This window comes from Vibrio sp. 2304 (assembly GCF_033339475.1).
GTDB classification, from domain to species: Bacteria; Pseudomonadota; Gammaproteobacteria; order Enterobacterales; family Vibrionaceae; genus Vibrio; species Vibrio alginolyticus.
Genome location: NZ_JAWOUQ010000008.1, coordinates 34,146 through 55,913, shown reverse-complemented (window position 1 = coordinate 55,913; position 21,768 = coordinate 34,146). Strand labels below are relative to the sequence as shown.

The 21,768-nt window shown below is 45.7% G+C and carries 21 protein-coding genes; 5 read left to right on the top strand and 16 right to left on the bottom strand.

The genetic code is table 11. The features are described from left to right. Positions 1–82: 82 nt before the first annotated feature. Positions 83–1,807 carry a phosphoenolpyruvate-protein phosphotransferase PtsI gene (gene ptsI / locus R7P64_RS16230; RefSeq protein ID WP_005389298.1) on the top strand — a complete coding sequence of 575 codons (1,725 nt, stop codon included), beginning with the start codon at positions 83–85 and terminating at the stop codon, positions 1,805–1,807. Positions 1,808–1,928: 121 nt separating this feature from the next. Then, positions 1,929–2,438, top strand: a complete 510-nt coding sequence (crr, locus tag R7P64_RS16225) for a PTS glucose transporter subunit IIA (protein WP_005382041.1) — start codon at positions 1,929–1,931, stop codon at positions 2,436–2,438. A 94-nt stretch (positions 2,439–2,532) separates the two neighbouring features. Here the strand turns inward: crr and R7P64_RS16220 are convergent, their stop codons facing one another. The 16 genes from R7P64_RS16220 to R7P64_RS16145 all read right to left on the bottom strand — a co-directional run bounded on the left by R7P64_RS16220 (position 2,533) and on the right by R7P64_RS16145 (position 20,034). After that, positions 2,533–3,657, bottom strand: a complete 1,125-nt coding sequence (locus tag R7P64_RS16220) for a flagellin (RefSeq protein WP_137281775.1) — start codon at positions 3,655–3,657, stop codon at positions 2,533–2,535. A 116-nt stretch (positions 3,658–3,773) separates the two neighbouring features. After that, positions 3,774–4,907, bottom strand: coding sequence for a flagellin (locus tag R7P64_RS16215; RefSeq protein WP_005382039.1), 1,134 nt, complete (start codon positions 4,905–4,907; stop codon positions 3,774–3,776). 506 nt (positions 4,908–5,413) lie between these two features. Continuing rightward, positions 5,414–6,568 (bottom strand): flagellin, encoded by a 1,155-nt coding sequence (locus tag R7P64_RS16210; RefSeq protein ID WP_005382038.1) that lies wholly within the window; start codon positions 6,566–6,568, stop codon positions 5,414–5,416. A 427-nt stretch (positions 6,569–6,995) separates the two neighbouring features. After that, a complete protein-coding gene (gene flgL / locus R7P64_RS16205) occupies positions 6,996–8,189 on the bottom strand; it encodes a flagellar hook-associated protein FlgL (protein ID WP_005382037.1) in 1,194 nt (397 codons plus the stop codon). 13 nt (positions 8,190–8,202) lie between these two features. Continuing rightward, positions 8,203–10,143 (bottom strand): flagellar hook-associated protein FlgK, encoded by a 1,941-nt coding sequence (gene flgK, locus R7P64_RS16200; protein WP_132937036.1) that lies wholly within the window; start codon positions 10,141–10,143, stop codon positions 8,203–8,205. A gap of 160 nt (positions 10,144–10,303) precedes the next feature. Continuing rightward, positions 10,304–11,230, bottom strand: a complete 927-nt coding sequence (flgJ, locus tag R7P64_RS16195) for a flagellar assembly peptidoglycan hydrolase FlgJ (protein WP_318123734.1) — start codon at positions 11,228–11,230, stop codon at positions 10,304–10,306. Positions 11,231–11,246: 16 nt separating this feature from the next. Then, positions 11,247–12,338 (bottom strand): flagellar basal body P-ring protein FlgI, encoded by a 1,092-nt coding sequence (locus R7P64_RS16190; RefSeq protein WP_005393118.1) that lies wholly within the window; start codon positions 12,336–12,338, stop codon positions 11,247–11,249. 43 nt (positions 12,339–12,381) lie between these two features. After that, positions 12,382–13,161 carry a flagellar basal body L-ring protein FlgH gene (flgH, locus tag R7P64_RS16185; protein ID WP_017634834.1) on the bottom strand — a complete coding sequence of 260 codons (780 nt, stop codon included), beginning with the start codon at positions 13,159–13,161 and terminating at the stop codon, positions 12,382–12,384. A 30-nt stretch (positions 13,162–13,191) separates the two neighbouring features. Further along, positions 13,192–13,980, bottom strand: a complete 789-nt coding sequence (gene flgG, locus R7P64_RS16180) for a flagellar basal-body rod protein FlgG (protein WP_005382032.1) — start codon at positions 13,978–13,980, stop codon at positions 13,192–13,194. Between the two features lie 18 nt (positions 13,981–13,998). Next, positions 13,999–14,748, bottom strand: a complete 750-nt coding sequence (flgF, locus tag R7P64_RS16175; RefSeq protein ID WP_005382031.1) for a flagellar basal-body rod protein FlgF — start codon at positions 14,746–14,748, stop codon at positions 13,999–14,001. 330 nt (positions 14,749–15,078) lie between these two features. After that, entirely contained in the window at positions 15,079–16,392 is a 1,314-nt protein-coding gene (gene flgE, locus R7P64_RS16170) for a flagellar hook protein FlgE (protein WP_005382030.1), read from the bottom strand. Positions 16,393–16,422: 30 nt separating this feature from the next. Continuing rightward, positions 16,423–17,133: a flagellar hook assembly protein FlgD gene (gene flgD / locus R7P64_RS16165; RefSeq protein ID WP_005382029.1), complete on the bottom strand. Its 711-nt coding sequence runs from the start codon at positions 17,131–17,133 to the stop codon at positions 16,423–16,425. Between the two features lie 17 nt (positions 17,134–17,150). Then, positions 17,151–17,564 (bottom strand): flagellar basal body rod protein FlgC, encoded by a 414-nt coding sequence (gene flgC / locus R7P64_RS16160; RefSeq protein ID WP_005393132.1) that lies wholly within the window; start codon positions 17,562–17,564, stop codon positions 17,151–17,153. Positions 17,565–17,569: 5 nt separating this feature from the next. After that, complete coding sequence (gene flgB / locus R7P64_RS16155) at positions 17,570–17,965, bottom strand: flagellar basal body rod protein FlgB (protein WP_005382026.1); 396 nt, start codon at positions 17,963–17,965, stop codon at positions 17,570–17,572. Between the two features lie 303 nt (positions 17,966–18,268). Then, on the bottom strand, positions 18,269–19,096 hold the full coding sequence (locus R7P64_RS16150) for a CheR family methyltransferase (RefSeq protein WP_005382024.1): 828 nt from the start codon (positions 19,094–19,096) through the stop codon (positions 18,269–18,271). Positions 19,097–19,107: 11 nt separating this feature from the next. Next, on the bottom strand, positions 19,108–20,034 hold the full coding sequence (locus tag R7P64_RS16145; protein WP_005382022.1) for a chemotaxis protein CheV: 927 nt from the start codon (positions 20,032–20,034) through the stop codon (positions 19,108–19,110). A gap of 76 nt (positions 20,035–20,110) precedes the next feature. On the opposite strand from R7P64_RS16145, the gene flgA reads away from it, so the two are divergent. The 3 genes from flgA (at position 20,111) to R7P64_RS16130 (ending at position 21,741) form a co-directional block, all read left to right on the top strand. Then, the gene (flgA, locus tag R7P64_RS16140) at positions 20,111–20,857 is read left to right on the top strand and encodes a flagellar basal body P-ring formation chaperone FlgA (RefSeq protein ID WP_005382020.1); all 747 of its coding nucleotides are present in this window, start codon (positions 20,111–20,113) and stop codon (positions 20,855–20,857) included. Positions 20,858–20,973: 116 nt separating this feature from the next. Further along, positions 20,974–21,288, top strand: coding sequence for a flagellar biosynthesis anti-sigma factor FlgM (flgM, locus tag R7P64_RS16135; RefSeq protein ID WP_318123696.1), 315 nt, complete (start codon positions 20,974–20,976; stop codon positions 21,286–21,288). A 27-nt stretch (positions 21,289–21,315) separates the two neighbouring features. Further along, entirely contained in the window at positions 21,316–21,741 is a 426-nt protein-coding gene (locus R7P64_RS16130; protein WP_005382015.1) for a flagella synthesis protein FlgN, read from the top strand. Positions 21,742–21,768 lie beyond the last annotated feature (27 nt).

The window sequence follows — 21,768 nt, the reverse complement described above, 5'->3', positions numbered from 1 at the left end:
GCTCAAAACTAAGCTAAAACTATTCGTTAGCGCACCCATTATTCTCCCGTTTTATAAAGTTGACCAAACTTAAGGTAAGGCTATGATTTCAGGCATCCTAGCATCTCCTGGTATTGCAATCGGTAAAGCACTACTACTTCAAGAAGATGAAATTGTCCTAAACACAAACACTATTTCTGACGATCAAGTAGAAGCTGAAGTTCAGCGTTTCTTTGACGCTCGTAACAAATCTGCAGCTCAGCTAGAAACTATCAAGCAAAAAGCGCTTGAAACGTTTGGCGAAGAAAAAGAAGCGATCTTTGAAGGTCACATCATGCTTCTTGAAGACGAAGAGCTAGAAGAGGAAATCCTAGCACTTATCAAAAACGACAAGATGACTGCTGATCACGCTATCCACTCAGTGATCGAAGAGCAAGCATGTGCTCTTGAGTCTCTAGACGACGAATACTTAAAAGAGCGTGCAACTGACATCCGCGATATCGGTTCTCGTTTTGTTAAGAACGCACTAGGCATCAACATTGTTTCGCTTAGCGATATCAACGAAGAAGTAATTCTTGTTGCTTACGACCTAACGCCATCTGAAACTGCACAAATTAACCTAGACTACGTGCTTGGTTTTGCTTGTGACATCGGCGGTCGTACATCTCACACTTCAATCATGGCTCGCTCACTTGAGCTTCCAGCTATCGTTGGTACTAACGACATCACGAAGAAAGTTAAGAATGGCGACATGCTGATTCTTGACGCAATGAACAACAAGATTGTTGTCAACCCATCAGAAGCTGAGCTAGAAGAAGCGAAAGCGGTTAAAGCAGCATTCCTAGCTGAAAAAGAAGAGCTAGCGAAACTGAAAGACCTACACGCAGAAACGACTGACGGTCACCGTGTAGAAGTTTGCGGTAACATCGGTACAGTGAAAGATTGTGACGGTATCCTTCGTAACGGCGGTGAAGGTGTTGGTCTGTACCGTACTGAATTCCTATTTATGGACCGTACTGCGCTACCAACTGAAGAAGAACAGTACCAAGCGTACAAAGAAGTTGCGGAAGCAATGAACGGTCAAGCTGTGATCATCCGTACTATGGATATCGGCGGCGATAAAGATCTCCCATACATGGATCTTCCAAAAGAGATGAACCCATTCCTAGGCTGGCGCGCTGTACGTATCAGTCTAGATCGTCGTGAAATCCTTCGTGATCAGCTACGTGGCATTCTACGTGCTTCTGCACACGGCAAACTGCGTATCATGTTCCCAATGATCATCTCTGTCGAAGAAATCCGTGAGCTTAAGAAAGCGATCGAAGAGTACAAAGAAGAGCTACGCGCTGAAGGCCACGCGTTCGACGAAAACATCGAAATCGGTGTTATGGTTGAAACTCCTGCTGCTGCTGCGATCGCACACCACTTAGCGAAGGAAGTGTCTTTCTTCTCTATCGGTACAAACGACCTAACTCAGTACACGCTAGCGGTTGACCGTGGTAACGAGATGATTTCTCACCTATACAACCCACTATCACCAGCTGTACTTACAGTGATCAAGCAAGTTATCGACGCTTCTCACGCAGAAGGTAAATGGACTGGTATGTGTGGTGAACTTGCAGGTGACGAGCGTGCAACACTTCTACTTCTAGGTATGGGTCTGGACGAGTTCTCAATGAGCGGCATTTCAATCCCTAAAGTGAAGAAAGTAGTTCGTAACTCTAACTTCGCAGAAGTGAAAGCAATGGCTGAAGAAGCCCTTTCTCTACCGACAGCAGAAGAAATCGAAGCCGTGGTAGAAAAGTTTATTGCTGAGAAAGCTCAGTAATCGGTAGTACCAAGTAATTCAATACTTAATGGCCATTAGACGGCGAAAAAAGTCGTCTAATGAGCTATATTGGTATACTATAATTCGACAGAATAAAACCAAACCTTAGGAGCATGACACAATGGGTCTGTTTGACAAACTTAAGAAGCTTGTATCTGATGACAGCGCTGACGCTGGTGCTATCGAAATCATCGCGCCACTTTCTGGTGAGATTGTAAACATCGAAGACGTGCCAGATGTTGTTTTCGCTGAGAAAATCGTTGGTGACGGTATTGCTATCAAGCCAGCAGGCAACAAAATGGTAGCTCCTGTAAACGGTACTATCGGTAAGATCTTCGAAACTAATCACGCGTTCTCTATCGAGTCTGACGACGGTGTTGAGCTTTTCGTTCACTTCGGTATCGACACAGTTGAACTAAAAGGCGAAGGCTTCACGCGTATCGCTGAAGAAGGTCAAACTGTTAAAGCTGGCGACACTGTAATTGAATTCGATCTAGCTCTTCTAGAAGAGAAAGCGAAGTCAACGCTAACTCCAGTTGTTATCTCTAACATGGACGAAATCAAAGAGCTAAACAAGCTTTCTGGTTCTGTAACTGTTGGTGAAACTCCAGTTCTACGTGTAACTAAGTAATTTTTACTTAATCGAACACGAAAAAAACGCTGCCAATGGCAGCGTTTTTTATTATCTGACTTTTTTCTGAGCGATGTGCATCGCTGAAACACGTTCAACTGAGCAAGCCTAGTGCTGAGCTCGGCCTTTGCTTCGCTTGAGCGAGTAATGCAGTTGTCGCATCTTGGAGCACTTGAGAACGCACCATTTCTGTAGATTCTCTTGCGAAGTCTGTATCTCTTATTCGACTCTTGGACTCTGTAACACTCCGATTCACAGTATTTAAGTTATCCATCGAGCCGTTTACACGGTTCTGAAAGCTGCCAATTTCACTTCGGTGCGAATCAACGTACTTAATTGCTGCATCAATCACTCCAACTGAAAGCTGAGCCTTACCTGCCGTCGACATATCAATGTCATCCATTGTGACTAATTGACCAGCGCTCACATCAAGCTCATCCGCTAAACTCCCTTCGAGAACCACACCCTCTGGCGCCTTCATCGTAGAAGCGAAGAATTGCAGTTCGTTGTTTTCCGTTACTGAAGCATTCACTATCGATTGTTGAGCATTGATGTAAGTGGCGACCTGTTCTATACGGTCACCCAATTTGAGTCCAATCGATTCCGTTTGGGTTTGCCCTTTACTGTCTTGGTATTCGACTTTTAGGGTTTGGTTATCTTTAGTGACTCGCCAATCTTTATCGACCGCATCACCAACATAATGCTGCCCTCCCATCTCTGGGATATGGCTACGCATGTTACGTAACGTCAAAGAGATTGAATTAGCGTTCGCGCCAATATGGAAACTTTGTGAACCGTAAGATCCATCAAACAGGTTTTTATCCGCAAATGTTGTCGTGATCGCGACACGATCAAGCTCATCTTGCAGCGCTACGACCTCATATTGAATACTTTGCCGATCACTTGAGTCATAACTGCCGTTTGCTGCTTGAAGCCCCAGAGAGCGTAAGCGTTGCAATATGTCACTGCTTTCGTGCAATGCTCCCTCCGCTGTTTGAGCAACAGAAAAAGCGTCGTGCGCATTTCTTAAGGCGACATCAAGCCCTCTCGTTTGTACATGGAGAGTATTCGATATCTGTAAACCTGCCGCATCATCGCTCGCCGAGTTGATTCGAAACCCCGAAGTTAGGTTGCGTTGTGACTCAACATTTTGCGCAGCTGCTTGACTCAGGTGTCTCTGCGCCACCATCGCAGAAACATTGGAATTTAAAGAGATCATCTAATCGATATGAATGCCTTATCGAACATAATGTCAGGACACATCTGAATCGTTATAGCCAATAAGCAAAAAGCCAGGGATGAGCCTGGCTTTGGTTTCTTGCTTTGTTTAATTGATTAACCTAGCAGACTTAGCGCTGAGTTAGGCGCTTGTTTCGCTTGCGCAAGGATTGAGCTTGACGCTTGCGATAGAATTTGTGATTTGGTCATTGCCGTCGTTTCTTTCGCGAAATCTGTATCTTTGATACGGCTCTTCGACGCATTCACGTTCTCGTTAATGTTGTCCAAGTTGCTGATTGCGTGGTTGAAACGGTTCTGGAATGCACCTAGCTCTGCGCGGTGGCTGTCTACGTATTTCAGTGCCGCATCGATGATAGCAACAGATTCTTGTGCGCCACCAACTGAGGTTACGTCGATAGTATCTACTGTTACTTTTTTGCCTTCGCCTAAGCCTAGTTCACCAGATAGACCGCCTGAAAACTCGACCTCGCCCTCAACTTTGTTGTTGCCAGCGAAGATTTGCAGTTTACCGTCTTGGTCTACTGAGGCTTTCACTAGGTCAGTTTGGCCGTTAATGTAAGTCGCAAGCTCTTCGATATCGTCACCCGCTTTTGCGCTGATGTTGATTTCTTGCTCTTGGCCGTAGCTGTCCGTTAGGTTGATTTTTAGGTCATTCTTGCCTTGGGCAACGTTCCAATCTTTACCTTTACCGCTTTCTGCTTGGTAGCTTACACCGCCCATCATTTTGTTGTCTGAGCGCATGTCTTTTAGCTCAAGCATTACCGCTTCGCCGTTATCCGCACCGATTTGGAACGATTTCGCGCCGTGGGTACCGTTTAGCAGCTTGTTACCACCGAAAGAGGTTGTTTCTGCGATGCGGTTTAGTTCGTCGTTGAGTGCGGTCACTTCTTCTTGAATCGCAACACGTTCTGCTTTCGAGTTTGAACCGTTTGCTGATTGCAGAGACAAGTCACGCATACGTTGAAGAATGTTAGTGGTCTCATTCATTGCACCTTCAGCAGTTTGTGCAATCGAGATACCGTCGTTCGCGTTGCGAACCGCTACATCCAAACCACGGCTTTGTACGTTCAAACGGTTCGAGATTTGCAGACCCGCAGCGTCATCTTTTGCGCTGTTGATTTTGAAACCCGAAGACAAACGCTCCATAGAAGTTTGTTGAGCTGAGTTTGCGTTGTTTAGGTAACGCTGAGCGGTCATCGCTGATACGTTAGTGTTTACATTCACTGCCATGGTGATTTCTCCAATTGATTTTCCGGTGTAGCGGCTTCCGACGTCTCGGAAAACCAAGTAGTTCTCTCAAAGTTACCTCTATTAACGACACCAAATTCAGAAGCTTTAGAAAAAAGTTTAAAAAAATAACATTGCGAGATTTAGCTAATAAAATTGAAGAAAAGTAAGAAAAAGTGCTCAAGTTTCCACAAATCGAGCCGAGAGGGCTAAATTGTATAGAAAACCAGCAAAAGGAAACAATTAAAGGTAAGTTCGCAGACGATAGACGTGAAAACTAGAAAAGAAAAAGCCCCTTTTCCTTTGAGAGAACTGGGGCTAGGTTGGTCGCCAGAGCCTATGTGGAGATCAAGAGAAATGAACACATTTCCGGCATACCGAGTGCAACTTTACATTGAAAATGATTGGCAGGTGAGAGATGAGAGAGCCGCTCATTCTATTGTAAAGTTGCTTGCCAAAAGCCTGCATTCCCATCCACGTCTGAATGTATTGAGTACAGGCTAAGTAAACTACTGCAATAGTGACATTGCAGAGTTTGGCAACTGTTTCGCTTGAGCAAGAATCGATGTACCTGCTTGTTGCAAAATTTGTGCTTTGGTCATTTGCGTGGTTTCTTTCGCAAAATCTGTATCTTTAATTCGGCTGTTCGATGCGTCAACGTTTTCTTGGATATTCGCCAAGTTGTTGATGCTGTGACTCAAACGGTTTTGCTTCGCACCTAAGTCTGCACGTTGCGAGTCTACGTATTTCAGTGCCGAATCCAGCACAGAAATCGCGTTTTGAGAACCTTGTACCGTGGTCATATCAATATCTTGTACTGACGTTCTGATAGGTTCATCACTCAGGCCAAGCTCAGATGCTAATCCACCAGAAATGGAAATCTCGCCCTGAACGTTTGGGTGCGCGACAAAAACTTGCAGCTTGCCATCTTCACTTACAGACGCATTAATCATATCAGACTGACCATTAATGTAAGTGGCAAGCTCTTCGATGTCGTCGCCCGCTTTGGCATTAATGTTGATTTCTAGATCATCAACATTGCCGTCTTCGTCTTCACCCATACCTGGTAGCGTGATCTTCAAGTCAGATTTAGCTGGGTCAACGCTCCAGTTTTTATCTTTACCGTTCTCAGATAAGAAGGTCACACCGCCCATGCGAGTATCGTCCGCACGAATGCTGGTGAGTCCCATGATCATGGCTTCACCTGAGCTCGCACCAATCTGGAATGCTGCTTCACCGAATGAGCCGTTCAATAGACGACGACCACCAAATGAAGTGGTTTCTGCAATACGGTTTAGCTCGTCAATCAATGCCATTGACTCTTCGTTGATCGCCTGACGCTCAGCTGGAGAGTTAGTACCGTTCGATGATTGAATCGCAAGGTCACGCATTCGTTGCATGACAGAGGTTGCCTCATTCATCGCACCTTCAGCGGTTTGTGCAATCGAGATACCATCGTTCGCGTTACGCATTGCGACATCTAGGCCACGAGACTGTGCAGTTAAGCGGTTAGAGATCTGTAGACCTGCCGCATCATCTTTTGCACTGTTAATCTTATGTCCTGAAGATAAGCGCTCCATCGACGTGTTTAATTCATCAGTCGCTTTGTTTAGGTAACGCTGCGCGGTCATCGCGGAGACGTTAGTACTAACTGTTACAGCCATTTTGCTCTCCTGTTGAGTTCGCAAGCTTTTGCGAAGCGGCCAGCTTTACTCTCATTTGGATAAGCACTGACCGTAAAAGTTACTTGCTAAATCTGCCTTAAACGCAGGGTTTAGAATCTCTAAATCTGTTCTGATATTTTCAATACAATTTGTGTGCCAACTTGCGTAAATTATTTAACTACTTTTAAAAGAATCAAATAAACAATAAGTTAGCTTTATCATTAAGCTATTTCCGGTTTGTCAGACTCATCTTAGCCCAAGGGTATTGAACGCTGCCCTGTTGCCGCCCGACTTGCCTCCCGCATCATTGCCGCTTTGGGTAAAATCGTGCCGCATGACATCTCAGACTCTCAGGTTACGTCGACTTATCGCGCTTAAGGCTTTGCACATAAGGCATCAAAATCAGACAATGTGTATGAGTGTCATACTAGATGTAGTTAAACAACGTTAGATCTTTGGTCTTACCGAATGCTTGTTGCGATGCCTGTAACGCTCGCGAGTTTTCACTGAACTCGATCACGGCTTTGGAGTAATCCAAGTCCTCAAAGTTGCTCTTCGCTTTTGCCAGAGACAAATTAAAGTCTTCATGATTTTGCTCTTGGATATCCAGCGTACTCAATCGAGCACCGGCATCTGTACGCGCTTTATTCAAATGGATAAAAGCAGCGTGGAATTCTTCTGTCATTTGGTGCAATTTAGCAGTCGCCGACGTATCCGAAACCGATTTGTCTGACCATGCCATTGCATCCTTGAAGGTATCGAAAATGCTGAACTCTGCCCGCTTTTCGATCTCAATGCTGTCACCAGGCGTAATTTGGCCTTTTACGTGCACTTTCAGGCCTTTGTATTCAATCCCTTTCTCTGGTGAAAACTCATCGGCATCCACTACTTTGCCGTTACGCTCTAATTGGTAACCAAATTTGCCGTTGTTCATATCGACAAATGTCACGCGATACGCCGCATCATCCTTAGCGTCAACGTTAGTAGCTTTGTTTAGCAACAGCTCAGAGCCGTTTTGTAGATCGTAATTCGGCTGATAGTCGCCAAATGGGTTAGGTATCTCCATAAACAGCTTGCTGCCGGGATCGTTCATTGGCATCTCAAGCATGCTGGAGACTTTCATTTTGCGCTGATAATCGTCCCCAGCGTATTGCACGCTACCATCTTTATCGCGATAAAATGGTTGGCTTTTTGGCTTAGTGCCAGCAAACACGTAGTTACCAGATTCATCTTGCGAGTTCACCAAGTTAAGGAAGTTGTTCGCAATCTCTTCTAGCTCACGCTTCTTTGCTTGTCGGTCTTCAGCAGAAAAGGCACCGTTAATCATCTCCATCGTTAAGCGCTTCGACTCGTCGGCAAAATTCTCCGCATTGGCGATATTAACTTCGTGGTTTTCTAGACGATTACGCACCAACACTATCGAGCTAAGATATTGTTGTAGCTGTTCTTGTTGCTGACTAATGTTTTGGATGTAATGCGCAGCGAGGGGGTCGTCACTAGGTTTCAGTAACTTTTTCCCTGAAGCAAGTTGCTCTTGGTTGTGGTGAACCTTATTCTCTTGACGACGCAGATCATTTTGTACGGACTGATAGTTATGGAAACTAGAAATTCGGGTTAGCACTTATCTCTTCTCCTTACCTCAGTTGTAAAATGGTATTGAAGGTATCATTCGCCGCTTGCATCACACGTGATGAAGCCATGTACGCTTGTTGAAACTTCATCATGTTGGCCGCTTCTTCATCGAGGTTAACGCCAGAAATAGAAGCAACGCGCTCTTGCGCCGCTTCATGCTCTAAACGAGCGACGGAGGCTAAACGGTTTGCTGTAGAAGATTTCAGTCCAACTTCAGTATTGAGGTTATGATAAACATCGATCAAGGTACTGGATTTTCCATCCATCATCTTGTCTGTTTGGATCTTCTGCATTTTTCTCAAGTTGCCGTTACCACCTTCAGAAGGCACCAAGTTTGCGGTGAATTTATCATTCATCAGTGCGCCTTCGCTCAACTCAAACACGGTTGCATCGCCGTTTTTATACAGCGGATGGCTTTTCGGCACTGAGATTTCAATCATCGGGTTATCTTCATCTAACGGGTATGAGTATTTGTCCGATAGTAAATTACCCTTGTTATCCGTGATCTTTAACCACGGCTTATCATGCTTCTCGTCGGCTGGTTGTACGGTAACCTCAAACTCTTTAACATCCCCCGCCTCACGAATTTTAAACTTGGCGTTACCTTGTGCAAAAGTGGTTGAGGCTTCATAACTTTGTGCGGCAATAGCTTTTGCATCATTGGTTTCCATCTTTATGATGGCTGCACCACTTCTCGTTGGGCGGAGCAATACGCGCTCACCGGCGGCAAGGCCTTCACCAATTTGCACTTTCATACCATCCAGAACAAATGACGAATCCGAACGGTCGATGTTCAACGACATTTGCTCACCTTTCGGTGTTGTCACGCTGTATTGATCGCCATCATAACGCAGCGAATATTCACCACCTTTGATCGCGGAAATGTCCTCGATGTAAACCGCAACATCAGCTTGGGAGTCAGGCGCAGCAAAAACTCGAGATTTTGCCACTAGCTCAGAGTTCACGTCGGTAAATACGTCTTTACCTATCTTACCGTTGAGATCCAGACCTTGAGATTGCAGCTGATTAATTTTGTAGGAAAAGCCCGTCGCTAAACGGCCCATTTCATCTTGCAGTTGTGGGATGTGTTTGTCGCGCATTTCAAGTAAAGCGCCGATTTTGCCATCCATATCATCAGACTTGATCGCTTTAATGCCATTCCCTTCCACCATTGCTAATCGTCTTTGATGAACATCCGGATAGCCATCGATCATTTTGAGCTGGCTTGCTTCCGTGCCAGAAACAAGAGTGTGTCCATTGCCGATATGAACATTAAACCCTTCCGCATTTTTGCGTGGGGTTACGGTAACTTTGGTGTACTCTGACAGCTCAGTAACCAGCTTTTCATGCTGATCCATCAGGTCATTATGTGGACCGGGAGTACGCATCATCAGTCGATGAATATCGCGAATTTCCAACGCAAGTTGGTTAACGCGCTCAATGCCCATATCCAATTTTTTATTGGTGACATCAGATTGCATTCGCACGGTTTCGTGGAAATCATTTAATGTATCAGAGAAGATTTTCGCCTTTTCCAATACCACTTTTCGTGCCCCTAAATCGTTCGGGGTATCTGCCATGGTTTTTACCGCATCGAACCACTCATTCAGGTTCTCGGGAATTTTCTTCGATGCCACTGAACTCAACATGCTAGAGAGCATATCAAGATTGTCTTGGGTATCCGTTTTGTTGGCATTGTTGGTCGACGACAGGTTCAGTTCATTCACGGCAAACTGATCCCACGAGCGGCGAACATTTTCCACATGCACACCCATGCCGTAGGTAGAACCACCAAACATGCGCGGATCATTCGTGCCTTGGATAACAGACTGACGGCTATAACCCTCTGTATTAACATTAGAAATGTTATGACCAGTGGTGTTTAATTGTCTCTGAGCAGTAAGCACACTTTGAGTACCTACATTCAGAAGATCTGACGCCATACATGCCCCCGAAAACGAAATATAAGTCGGCAAAACCGATCACCTAGACACATTAAAAGCAAAAGATGTGCCAAGTGATAGAAAGGCGTAGATGTTCAGATAAAGTGAAGGCTTGCACTATGGCAAGCCTTCGAGAACGTCATAAATTGTCGCAGAGACATTACATACTTTCGATTTTATCCTTCACCTGCAGGACTTTATCTGCGTAATTCGGATCGGTCGCGTAACCCGCACTGTGGATACCGCGAATAAACAACTCTGAATTCCCGCGTTGCTGCAATGCTGTCTCGTAACGTGGGTTGTCATTCAAAAATCGTACAAAGTCATTAAAGCTGTCTTCGTAACTTGAGTAGGAGCGAAACGCTGCCGTCTCTTTCACTGGCGTGTTATCGTGGAACTCTAAAGTTTGAGTCGTCACTTTGTCACCCTGCCAGCTTCGATCTGCTTTGATATTAAATAAGTTGTTGCTGCTGCCACGCGCGTTCTTCACGACCTTTTGTCCCCACCCCGTTTCCAAAGCGGCTTGCGCAAGTAGCAGAGATGGCTCGACACCTAAGGCTTTCGCAGCTTTCTCCGCGTATGGCTTCATCGAGTTAACAAAGGATTCTGGTGAATCGAATCGAATGGGTTCATTGCTTGGTCGAGATAGCTGACCAGACTCAATCAAGCGCTGTTCAATCTCGCGCGCTTTTTTCGGGTCAACACGACGATATTCCGCAGCATTGTTTGCCGCATCACGCATAGCCGTTTCTTTTTTGTCGTTCCCTTGCCCAGCCGTTAATTGCTTAACAATCATATCGGCCAGTCCCATTGAACCAGACGAACTCAATTCACTCGCCATCTGTTCATCCAACATTTGTCGGTAGAACTTCTCGTTTTGGCTGTTCATCATGTTGGACTCAAAGCCCTCATTGGCTTCACGCATGGATTTCAACATCATGGAGGTGAAGATCGATTCGAACTGACGAGCAGCCGCATGCAATGCTTCTTGCTCGCCATCTTTTCCCTCTTTCACTGCTTTTTGACGCAGAGTATCCAGAGAACTGATGTCATGGATAAAACCAATGTCGTTAGGATTGTTCATTATACCTACCTCCTAACCATTAAATGATGATCAACTGGCCTTCAATGGCACCAGCTTGCTTCAATGCTTGTAAAATTGCCATCAAGTCCGAAGGCGCAGCCCCGACTTGGTTCACGGCACGGACCAAATCATCCAACGTTAAGCCTGGTTCGAACTTAAACATTTTGCCTTGCTCTTCGCTGACTTCGATATCCGAGTCTGGTACGACTACGGTTTGCCCACCAGAAAAGCCGTTAGGTTGGCTAACATTCAGGTTTTCTTTGATCGCAACCGTCATGCCGCCGTGCGTTACTGCTGCTGGTTTAAGACGCACATGCTTACCAACTACGATGGTGCCCGTGCGAGAGTTAACGATGATTTTGGCTGCACCATCTGCTGGGTCGAACTCTAGGTTTTCGATTGCCGATAAGAACGCAACACGCTGGCTGACGTCACGAGGAGCACGCACGCGCACTGATGTCGCGTCAACAGCGCTCGCCATTTGTGGGCCAAGGAAGTTGTTTACAGCATCCGCCATACGTTGAGCCGTTGTGAAATCTGACTCAAGCAAGTTGAACGTGATGTAATCACCACGACCAAATGGGTTTGGAATTTCTCGCTCTACTGTCGCACCACTAGAGATAAGACCAACGGTTGGATTGTTACCTACGATTTTAGAACCGTCAGCGCCTTCAGCACTGAAGCCGCTCACCACTAAGTTACCTTGAGCAACCGCGTAAACTTGACCGTCGAGACCTTTGAGGAACGTTTGTAGTAGCGTACCACCACGCAAACTTTTAGCACTTCCGATGGAAGAGACAGTCACGTCCACTTGCTGACCCGGTTTAGAGAAAGGCGGCAACTCTGCCGTAACCATGACTGCGGCAACGTTTTTAATTTTTGGCTTTGTGCCCGGCGGCATCTGAATGCCGAAGTTTTGCAGCATGGCGGCGAAACTTTGCTCTGTAAACGGGTTCGCTTCACCCGTACCAGGTAAGCCTGAAACCAAACCATAACCCACGAGTTGGTTGCTTCGTACACCTGCCACTTGCGCGACGTCTTTGATACGTGCGGCTTGGGCTACGGTAGAAAACAGAGCAACGCTCATCAGTACTAAAAGGAGTTTTTTCATGCTTACTTATCTCTTGCAGTCAAATTGCCGTCAGCACGGCCTGTTATAGCGCTACATTAAAGAATCGTGCCAAGAAGCCTGGCTCTTGCATATCTTGTTGCAAACCAGTCCCTGAGTATTGAATTCTTGCGTTAGAAACACGATTTGATGCAATGGTGTTGTCGAAATTAATATCATCCGGACGAATAGTGCCACTTAAACGTATGTACTCATCACCCGTATTTAGCGTCATCCACTTCTCACCGCGGATCACGAGGTTGCCGTTTGCCAGTACTTCGATCACCTCAACAGTGATGTAACCACTGATGCTGTTGCTCTGCTTTGCAGAAGAGTCACCTGCAAATGAGTTGGAGTTGTTTAAGTCATAAGAGAAATTATATTTTCCGCCAATTTTCAGCTCTTCTCCGCCCACTTGAAGCGGGTCCATTTGCGCTTCATTGGTTTTCGATAAATCGGCATTTGCGCTTTTCGTCGCACTGGTTGTCTCATCAAGTGTTACGGTAATAATGTCGCCAATACCACGTGGTTTAGAATCGTCGTAGAGATCGGTAATGTGCTCGGCGCTAAACAACGAACCTGTTGCAGCAGCGTAATGCTCAGGTTTGTTTTTCGGATGAATTGGAGCCCAAGCAGGGTCGCCAGCAACCGGATCGCTTCTACCACGTAAAGTATCTACAATACCGCTGCTCTCTTCTTTCGATTTATCACCTTCTACTGCGTCGACCACAGTGGTTGCTTGTGTCACTTCATCCGTTTCAATCGGTTCCAACATGGCACAGCCCGACATCGTAGCAATCAAAGCGAGTAGGCAAATACGTTTCATCGTGAGCTCCTCAAATCTTGCTCTTAATCGTTACAATTGCTGGTTAACGAAGCTCATCATCTTATCGACTGACGAGATCACTTTTGAGTTCATTTCGTAAACGCGCTGGGCTTCGATCATATTGACCAACTCTTCTGTTACATTCACGTTGGACGCTTCCAGCATGGATTGACGAATTTCCCCCAAACCGTCCAAACCAGGAACACCCTCTTGTGGATCGCCACTGGCACCCGTTGGTAAGTAAAGGTTCTGACCAATTGGCTCTAGGCCACCCGGGTTAACAAAGTCTGTAATGGTTAGCTGACCAACGACTTGGTTGTCTTGCTGACCTCGGACGCGAACCGACACTTCACCATCCGTACCGACAGTAATAGAAATCGCATCTTCTGGAATCACAATTTCAGGCTCTACAGGGTAGCCAGAACCCGACGTGACTAACGTGCCTTCACCATTTAGCGTGAACTGACCGTTACGGGTATAACCGATGTTGCCGTCCGGCAATGTCACTTGGAAAAAACCGTCGCCTTCCACCATCATGTCCAGTGCGTTGGTCGTTGTCTGTGCATTACCGTGCGTGTGCACTTTTTGCGTCGCAACCACTTTAGAACCCGCACCTAGCATCAAGCCACTTGGCAGTTCCGTGTTCTGAGATGACTGGCCGCCAGGCTGGTTGATGTTCTGATAGAACAAATCTTCGAATACTGCACGGCTCTTTTTGTAGCCGACAGTAGAGGCGTTCGCCAAGTTGTTCGAAATCGTGGCAATGTTGGTTTGTTGGGCGTCTAGACCTGTTTTACTTACCCATAGTGCTGGATGCATAGTGAACCTCTAACTCTGTTAACTCATACGAAGCAGTGAATCTGAAGATTTATCCATTTCTTCAGCTGTGCTCATCATCTTGACTTGCATTTCAAACTGACGTTGTAAGTCAATCAATGCGGTCATTTCACCTACGGCATTCACGTTACTGCCTTCTATCGCTCCCGTCTGGAGACTCACAGTCGCGTCTGCTTCGTAAGGTTGGTTTGGAGTTTTATGGCGAAATAAGCCATTGGTGTCTTTAAACAAGCTTTGATCATTAGGCTTAACAAGCTTAATGCGATCAACCGCTTGGAATTCTTCTGCCGGGGCACCTTGAGGAAGTACAGAGATGGTGCCATCCCGACCGATTTCAATTTTGGAGAGAGGGATAGGCAAAGTAATCGGCGCGTCGTTTTCACCCAGCACCAAATGACCACTTGCGTTGGTAAGCATGCCATTTTGATCGACTTTTAGGTTGCCGTTACGGGTCAACCCTTCTTTCCCTGTGTGATCGAGTACCGATATCCAACCGCTGCCTTCAATCGTCACATCCAGATCACGCCCTGTTGTAATCACGCTACCTTGAGCAAAGTTATGCCCTGGACGCTCTGTCATGCTGAATACACGTGAAGGATGGCCTTCACCATAAGCCTGCATTGAGCGAGCCTGTGCTAAATCAGCCCGAAATCCGGTCGTGCTTACGTTAGCCAAGTTATTAGCGCGCAATTGTAGTGCCTGCATATTTTGCTTGGCGCCACTCATTGCGAGAAACAGTGCGCGATCCATAAATTACTCCAAAAAATCTCTCTGTACACGGAGTAAAAGCAATAGTTATGCCAAAACAAAAACAAACTTATAAATCAATACTTTGAATTAAGAATCAACAATGAAAAGAGGTCAATAGAGGCAGAAAACTGTAACGAGAGGCAAGGTTTTGATCCATACGGCGGCAACAGCGGCAAATCGTAGATCAAAGCATGCTTAGCCTGAGTGAGGTGTATTCAGGCTAAGCATCAGATGAATGTCATGATGAAAGTGAACAAAGCGGTAATTACTAAGAAGCAATCACACGCCATTGCTTACTCAAGCAGAGTATCGAATGACCCAGCTAGTGCTCTAGCGGATCTGTAAGATATTCTGTTGTAGTTGGTTGTGTACTTCTAGCGAACGTGAGTTTGCTTGGAAGTTACGCTGAGCAGAGATCAGATCCACCAGCTCCTGAGTCATATCAATGTTTGATTGCTCTAGCATACCGTTGTTGATAGTACCGAAAGAGCCTTTGTTTGATTCACCCCAGATCTTGTCACCAGAGAACTGCGTTGAATCCCATTGAGTGCCGCCTTTCTTATCCAGACCTTGCTCGTTTGGAACACGTACGAGAGCAACACGACCCAATGTAACGTTTTCACCGTTTGAGTAAGTTCCCAATACGCTGCCGTTTTCATCGAAGTCAACTTTGGTTAGGAAGCCCGTTGTTGCACCGTCTTCGTCAAACTTAGTCAGTTCGAACGGAGCCGCAAACTGTGTTGCTGAGCCTAAGCCGAAGTTAAGCGTCTGCGCAGGATCGGCACCATTCATATCGACTGGTGTCGTGTTCGTCGCCGGATCACCCAGAGCAACAGAAGTGATTGGCTGACCATTGTTCAAGCTCGCCAACGTACCATCGTTGTTGAACTTCATGGTATGCCCCACATGACCTGTTGGCGTTTGCGCATCACCAGCCGCAACATTTAAAGGCTTTTCACCTTCTTTATCTGTCACGGTGTAGTAAGTGTTCCATGTATTTGGCTGAGTCTGATCTTTCAAGTAATACGTCGTTAGCTTGTAAGACTGACCCATCGAGTCATAAATTGTCGAAGAGGTTGAACGGTTGTATGTATCTGGGTCTGAAAAATCAAACTGCGTTGGATCTTTCAAATCGCCGTTCGCTGGCAAGTTCACACCCACTTCAATGTTTGCTGTTTGTTTTGGCTTACCAAATTCAGCAGGAATATTGATGGGTTGTGGCTCGTATGAAGAAACCTCACCAGAGCTTGGGTCCACTTGGTAACCTAATAAGAACTCGTCGTTCGCGGTCACCATGTAGTTTTCTTTATTTAAGTGAAATGCACCATTACGTGTCAGTTCATTCTGTTGTGGAGTTAGACGCTCTTTCGCTACAGCGAAAAAACCTGTCCCCGAAACACGCAAATCCATTGGGTTGTTGGTGTAAATGCTAGAGCCTTCATGGAACTGCTGTGCCACTTGGCTTGCTTGCGCACCACCACCCGGTGTGGTTTTTGCGTTAGTAAATAAAGAGTTAGAGTAGACATCAGCAAACTCAGCACGGGACTCTTTAAAGCCGTAAGTGTTGGCGTTCGCAATGTTGTTACTGGTGGTATTCAAATCCAGTTGGGCGGCGGACAAACCGCTTAAAGATACATATGACATTCCAAAATCTCCTAATCTAGCGAGCTATGACTACGCTTTGCCGACTTCCAATACTTCTGCAAGTCGAACTGGCGATTCAAAACCAGCCAGATTGAGTAATACGTTTCCGTCACCTTTGCCAAGCAATACGCTGTTTACGTTGGCATACGTCGATACTGGGAACTCTTGCGACTCCCCTTCAACTAAGCCAGACGCTTTCACTTTGTATTTGCCAGCTGGCAGTGGATTTCCGCTTTCATCTTTACCGTCCCAAAGCACACGCGTGTCGCCGGCTGGTTTCGCCCCTACCTCAAAGGTACGAACCAGTTGGCCAGCTTCATCCTCTACACGAACAAACAGATTATCGATAGATTGTGAAAGCTTAACCATTGCCGCCATTGGCGCGTCGTCCTGCTTCACACCTGCTGCTCCTGGGACCAATACGTCACGCCCTACCAAAGAGGAAGCTTGTAACGCTTGATTTGATGTCATTGACGAATTCAAACTCTCAAACTGAGTGTTCATCTTGCCAATGCCATCAACGGTCGCAAATGAAGCCATTTGCGCAATCATCTGGTCATTACTTACCGGCTTAAAAGGGTCTTGCTGAGACAGTTGCTTCGTGAGCAATGATAAGAAGTCTTCCTGTTTTAGGTCCTGCTTACCCGTGCTCTCTTCCGCTTTCTTGTTACTCTCTTGTAGACTTTTAAGCTGGTCGATATAGGACAAGCCGCTTTGACCAACGTTGTTAATTCCGGCCATACGCTACCCCCTTATCCTTATTGACCCATCTGCAGCGTACGCAGCAGCATTTGTTTACTAGAATCAGCGACCTGTACATTAGTTTGGTATGCACGAGAAGCTGAAATCATGTTTGCCATTTCTTCCATTACATTGACGTTAGGCTTGTAGATGTAGCCTTCTTCGTTTGCAAGGGGATGGTCTGGGTTGTACTCCGCACTCAGCGGTTTATCACTTTCTACAATACCCATCACTTTCACTGGCACCGTATCACCGCCACGCATGGCGTTACTTAACTCTGCACCAAACACTGCATGACGCGCTTTGTAAGTGTCTTTCGCAGAGCTACTGACACTGTCGGCGTTTGCCAAGTTGCTTGAGGTAGTATTCAGACGAACGGATTCAGCGCTCATTGCGGAACCTGTCACATTGAAAACGTTAAATAAGCTCATCTAAATTATTCCCCTTTGATTGCTTTGGTTAAGTTCTTGAATTTGCTGCCTAGAAAGTCGAGTGATGCTTGGTGTCTGATTTGGTTTTGCATAAACAAGTTACGCTCTAAATCCAAGTCTACCGTGTTGCCATCTCCCGTATCTGGTTGCGTAGGAAGACGATATAACTTGTCCCCAACCAACGTTGTAGTGGCAGGAATATGCCGACCATCTGTGCGACTAAGACCAATGCTTGCCCCAGATGTTGCCGCTTGCAATTCCTTCGCAAAGTCTAAACCTCTTGCTTTGTAACCAGGCGTGTTTGCTTGTGCGATGTTGGTGGAAATCACCTCTGCATTGCGCTCACGTACGCCCACCGTGTGCTGGTGGATGCCTAGTGCATTGTCAAAAGATATAGCCATGTTTGCCTCTACAATTAAGAACTGACCGTGATTGATAACCAAAAAGCAATTAGCATGCCAAAACCTAAAGCATTACACCAACCTAGTGGTTACCGTGAATTGAAATAGCAATAAGTGAGCCAAAGTAACTGGAATGTCATGTCGTATCACTTTGTTCACTTAATAAAGATACACCGTGTTGAGGGCACAAGGCAAAAACGCGCTTCAACTAATTGAGTGATACATGAAACGCTCGGCGCAGAAAGGTAACAAACAAAAAAGCCTGACACGAAGTCAGGCTTTTCTATCAATGAAGAGATACCGCTATTTAAGCTTGTAAATGATGCCCGGATTACAGCGCACCATTTCAAATTTATCAGTCAGACCAGTTAGCGACTCTGATGCCCCTAACAGCAAGTAGCCACCAGGGTTTAAACTGCTCGCCATTTGGTTAAGCACTTTAGACTTCATTTCTGGAGAAAAGTAAATCAATACGTTACGACAGAAAATGATGTCGAACTTACCCATCAGTGCGTAACTGTCCATCAAGTTTTGTGGACGAAAGTTCACTAAACGCTTGACGTTATCTTTGACTTTCATGCGACCACCGTCCGCATTTTCAAAGAAGGTGCGACGACGTTCTGGTGAAAGCCCGCGACCCAAAGCCAAGTTGTCGTACACCCCTGCACGACACATCTCGAGCATACTTGCCGAAATATCTGTGGCTGTAATGGACACGTTTGGTAACAAGCCCGGCTTGCGCTGTTGCGTTTCCAGGATCGTCATTGCAATAGAATACGGTTCTTGGCCCGATGAACTGGCAGCAGACCAGATCTTAATTGGGCGCTTGCTTGCCGCTACTTCTGGCAATAATTTGTCAGCTAAAACCGTGAACGGATAAGTATCTCGAAACCACAAGGTTTCGTTAGTCGTCATCGCATCCACAGCGGCGACTCGTAATTCTCGATTACGCCCTGTAACAACATCACGTAGCAAATCTGATAACGATGCGAGCTTAAACTTCGTCACTAAAGGACTCAGTCGGCTACGCACGAGGTATTGCTTGCTATCACCTAACACGATGCCACATTGCGATTCTAGAAAACGGCTAAAGTCACGATACTCTTGATCACTGATTGTAATAGCAGTCATTAATGTCTCTTTTATTGTGTTAATGCAGATTTAACCGCGTTACCCAACTCATCTGGGTTAAATTTCGCAATGAAGGTGTTGGCACCTACACGCTCAACCATAGCTTGGTTGAATACACCACTTAATGAAGAATGGAGGATAACATAAAGGTCTTTCAAATCGGCATGTCTGCGAATTTCAGCCGTTAAGGTATAGCCGTCCATTTCTGGCATTTCAATATCGGAAATAACCAACGAAATTTGATCGTAGATATTGCCTTCTTGAGCCATTTCAATCAACTTATTGTACGCTTCTTTGCCGTCTTTGACAGATACGACCTCAAAACCGATGGATGTAATCGCACGCTCTACCTGTTTACGCGCGACCGTCGAGTCATCAGCAATCAGTATGCGGCGTACAATAGGCTTTTCTTGTTCTGCTTGTGCGATTTCTTCGCCAATAGCGGAATCCATCGTTTCATCAACTGGCGCAATTTCTGCCAGGATTTTTTCAACGTCAAGGATTTCAACCAGCTCATTGTCAATGTTTGTCACGGCAGTCAAGTAGTGCGCTTTACCTGCGCCGTCTGGCGGTGGCAAAATCGCTTCCCAATGCATATTGATAATACGCTCAACCGATGATACCAAAAATGCTTGGATCGTACGGTTAAATTCTGCAATAACAACAAAACATTTATCTAAATCAGTGGTTGGGCGGCCACCAATTGCCAGGCTCAAATCAATAACGGACACGGTATGGCCGCGGATATGAGCGATACCTTTAACCAGAGGGTGTAGATTTGGCATTGAAGTCAGCTTAGGGCACTGTAGTACTTCTTTCACTTTGAATACGTTAATGCCGTAGCGCTGTCGGCCCATCAGTCGAAAGGTCAATAATTCCAATCGGTTCTGACCGACGAGTTGCGTACGCTGATTCACCGAGTCAAGAATCCCCGTCATATGCTCATCTCCATCTCAAACTTTTTGTTTTTAAATGATACTCTACCACTGGCAAGCACGATACCAGGGAGACAGTATGGCGTATTTCACTTTCACTTCGACACCATTGACTATGACAATATGTAGAGCGCTAATTACAAAGTACGCTAAGTCTATCGGCATTTTGCTCAGTATGTTTAGCTTTTTTGTTCATTCAGCTTCAGATAATCAGATCGAGCAAATAAAAACAGCAGCAGAACAACATATTCTTGCTACGGTTGATCAGCCTGATGGTGGCGAGCTATCTGTTAATGCGGCAGAGATCGACTCGAGAATAAAAGCAACGGATTGCCCTGTTCCGTTAGATACATCTGCCTCTTCCACCAGCAGCACGAGAAGTAACATCAATGTGTTAGTGGAATGCCAACCGGATGACTGGAAAGTCTATGTCCCTGTGAGGATCTCGGTATCAGTACCAATGATCGTCGCGACACGAACATTAGGGAGAGGAGAAATCGTCAGCGCATCGGATGTTACCACTTCCATGATCGAGCTACAGCGCTTTCGTAAAGATGGATTTTCTAGCTACGATCAAGTGGTTGGGGCAAAGCTAAAGCGTAATGTTCGTTTAGGCGATGTCGTAGAGAGAAATGATGTTTGTGTGGTATGCCGAAATGAAAAGGTCATTATCAAAGCGGTGAATTCTGGCATGACGATCACAACGCAAGGCACAGCATTGCAGGATGGTTCAGCTGGCGATCAAGTAAGAGTGAAAAATGATAAGTCACAACGTATAATAGAAGGCATAGTGACTGACATTGCGGAAATCACTGTTAATTTTTAATACCCACTGGTAGCGTGTTTAAACTGATCAATAAAAATGCAAAAAATGACTAAAGTTATTTTTGCGCTGGTCGATAGTCTGGATACCAGTATTACGATACAAGGCAAAGGTTAAACATGGCAGGTATAGATAATATACGTTCAGGGCAAATGATGACGACAACAAGTCGCGCACCTGCACGTAACGATTCCAATGCTACCAGCACGACAGAATCAAAAAAGGCGCCAGCGCAACAAGACGCAGTATCACTCAGCCAGCAAAGTAAAGCCGTCAGTAAACTCCAGAAGGATATGACAGCTTCTCCGGCATATGACAGCGCCAAAGTTGCAGCAATCAAAGAAGCTATCACAAACGGTTCATACAAAGTCGATCCTGAAAAATTGGCTGACAACATGATTAAGTTTGAAAACGAATTGCAAGGCAAAAGCTAACTGACTTAGGCCGAAGGTAAGTATTTTATGGCAGCATTAGTCGATCTCGTTAATTTCCAGCTAGAAAATGCTAAGGCACTTTCCGCTGTTTTACGCCAAGAAACACAAGCAATCACGGCGCGTGTCTCTACCGAGATTGAGAACATTGCCAAACAGAAGATGACGCTCATTGATCAGCTCAGAACAACTGATCAGCGAATCGCCTCTCACCCGCACGTCAATCAACTTACTGAAGATGAGCACCTAAGTCAGGTTGTTGCTCAAATCCAATCGATCGTCCTAGACTGTCAACAAGTTAACCAAGTAAATGGCGAATCGCTTAGTCGCGCACAGCTGAGCTTCAATAAACTCAACAACATGCTTCAGCGAACTCATGGCAAAGTTGGCATGACCTACAATGCGGGCGGAAAAACCCACACCATCTCGACGCTTGGCACCAATATAAAAGCTTAAACGTCACTCCTACCCTCAATTCCCGCG

Coding starts and splice junctions, on each gene's coding strand:
- flgA (WP_005382020.1), top strand. CDS start 20,111: ATGGCGTATTTCACTTTCACTTCGACACCATTGACTATGACAATATGT.
- R7P64_RS16190 (WP_005393118.1), bottom strand. CDS start 12,338: ATGAAAAAACTCCTTTTAGTACTGATGAGCGTTGCTCTGTTTTCTACC.
- flgC (WP_005393132.1), bottom strand. CDS start 17,564: ATGAGCTTATTTAACGTTTTCAATGTGACAGGTTCCGCAATGAGCGCT.
- flgD (WP_005382029.1), bottom strand. CDS start 17,133: ATGGCCGGAATTAACAACGTTGGTCAAAGCGGCTTGTCCTATATCGAC.
- flgM (WP_318123696.1), top strand. CDS start 20,974: ATGGCAGGTATAGATAATATACGTTCAGGGCAAATGATGACGACAACA.
- flgB (WP_005382026.1), bottom strand. CDS start 17,965: ATGGCTATATCTTTTGACAATGCACTAGGCATCCACCAGCACACGGTG.
- flgG (WP_005382032.1), bottom strand. CDS start 13,980: ATGCATCCAGCACTATGGGTAAGTAAAACAGGTCTAGACGCCCAACAA.
- flgE (WP_005382030.1), bottom strand. CDS start 16,392: ATGTCATATGTATCTTTAAGCGGTTTGTCCGCCGCCCAACTGGATTTG.
- flgK (WP_132937036.1), bottom strand. CDS start 10,143: ATGGCGTCAGATCTTCTGAATGTAGGTACTCAAAGTGTGCTTACTGCT.
- R7P64_RS16220 (WP_137281775.1), bottom strand. CDS start 3,657: ATGATCTCTTTAAATTCCAATGTTTCTGCGATGGTGGCGCAGAGACAC.
- R7P64_RS16130 (WP_005382015.1), top strand. CDS start 21,316: ATGGCAGCATTAGTCGATCTCGTTAATTTCCAGCTAGAAAATGCTAAG.
- ptsI (WP_005389298.1), top strand. CDS start 83: ATGATTTCAGGCATCCTAGCATCTCCTGGTATTGCAATCGGTAAAGCA.
- R7P64_RS16215 (WP_005382039.1), bottom strand. CDS start 4,907: ATGGCAGTGAATGTAAACACTAACGTATCAGCGATGACCGCTCAGCGT.
- R7P64_RS16150 (WP_005382024.1), bottom strand. CDS start 19,096: ATGACTGCTATTACAATCAGTGATCAAGAGTATCGTGACTTTAGCCGT.
- flgH (WP_017634834.1), bottom strand. CDS start 13,161: ATGAAACGTATTTGCCTACTCGCTTTGATTGCTACGATGTCGGGCTGT.
- crr (WP_005382041.1), top strand. CDS start 1,929: ATGGGTCTGTTTGACAAACTTAAGAAGCTTGTATCTGATGACAGCGCT.
- R7P64_RS16145 (WP_005382022.1), bottom strand. CDS start 20,034: ATGACGGGGATTCTTGACTCGGTGAATCAGCGTACGCAACTCGTCGGT.
- R7P64_RS16210 (WP_005382038.1), bottom strand. CDS start 6,568: ATGGCTGTAACAGTTAGTACTAACGTCTCCGCGATGACCGCGCAGCGT.
- flgF (WP_005382031.1), bottom strand. CDS start 14,748: ATGGATCGCGCACTGTTTCTCGCAATGAGTGGCGCCAAGCAAAATATG.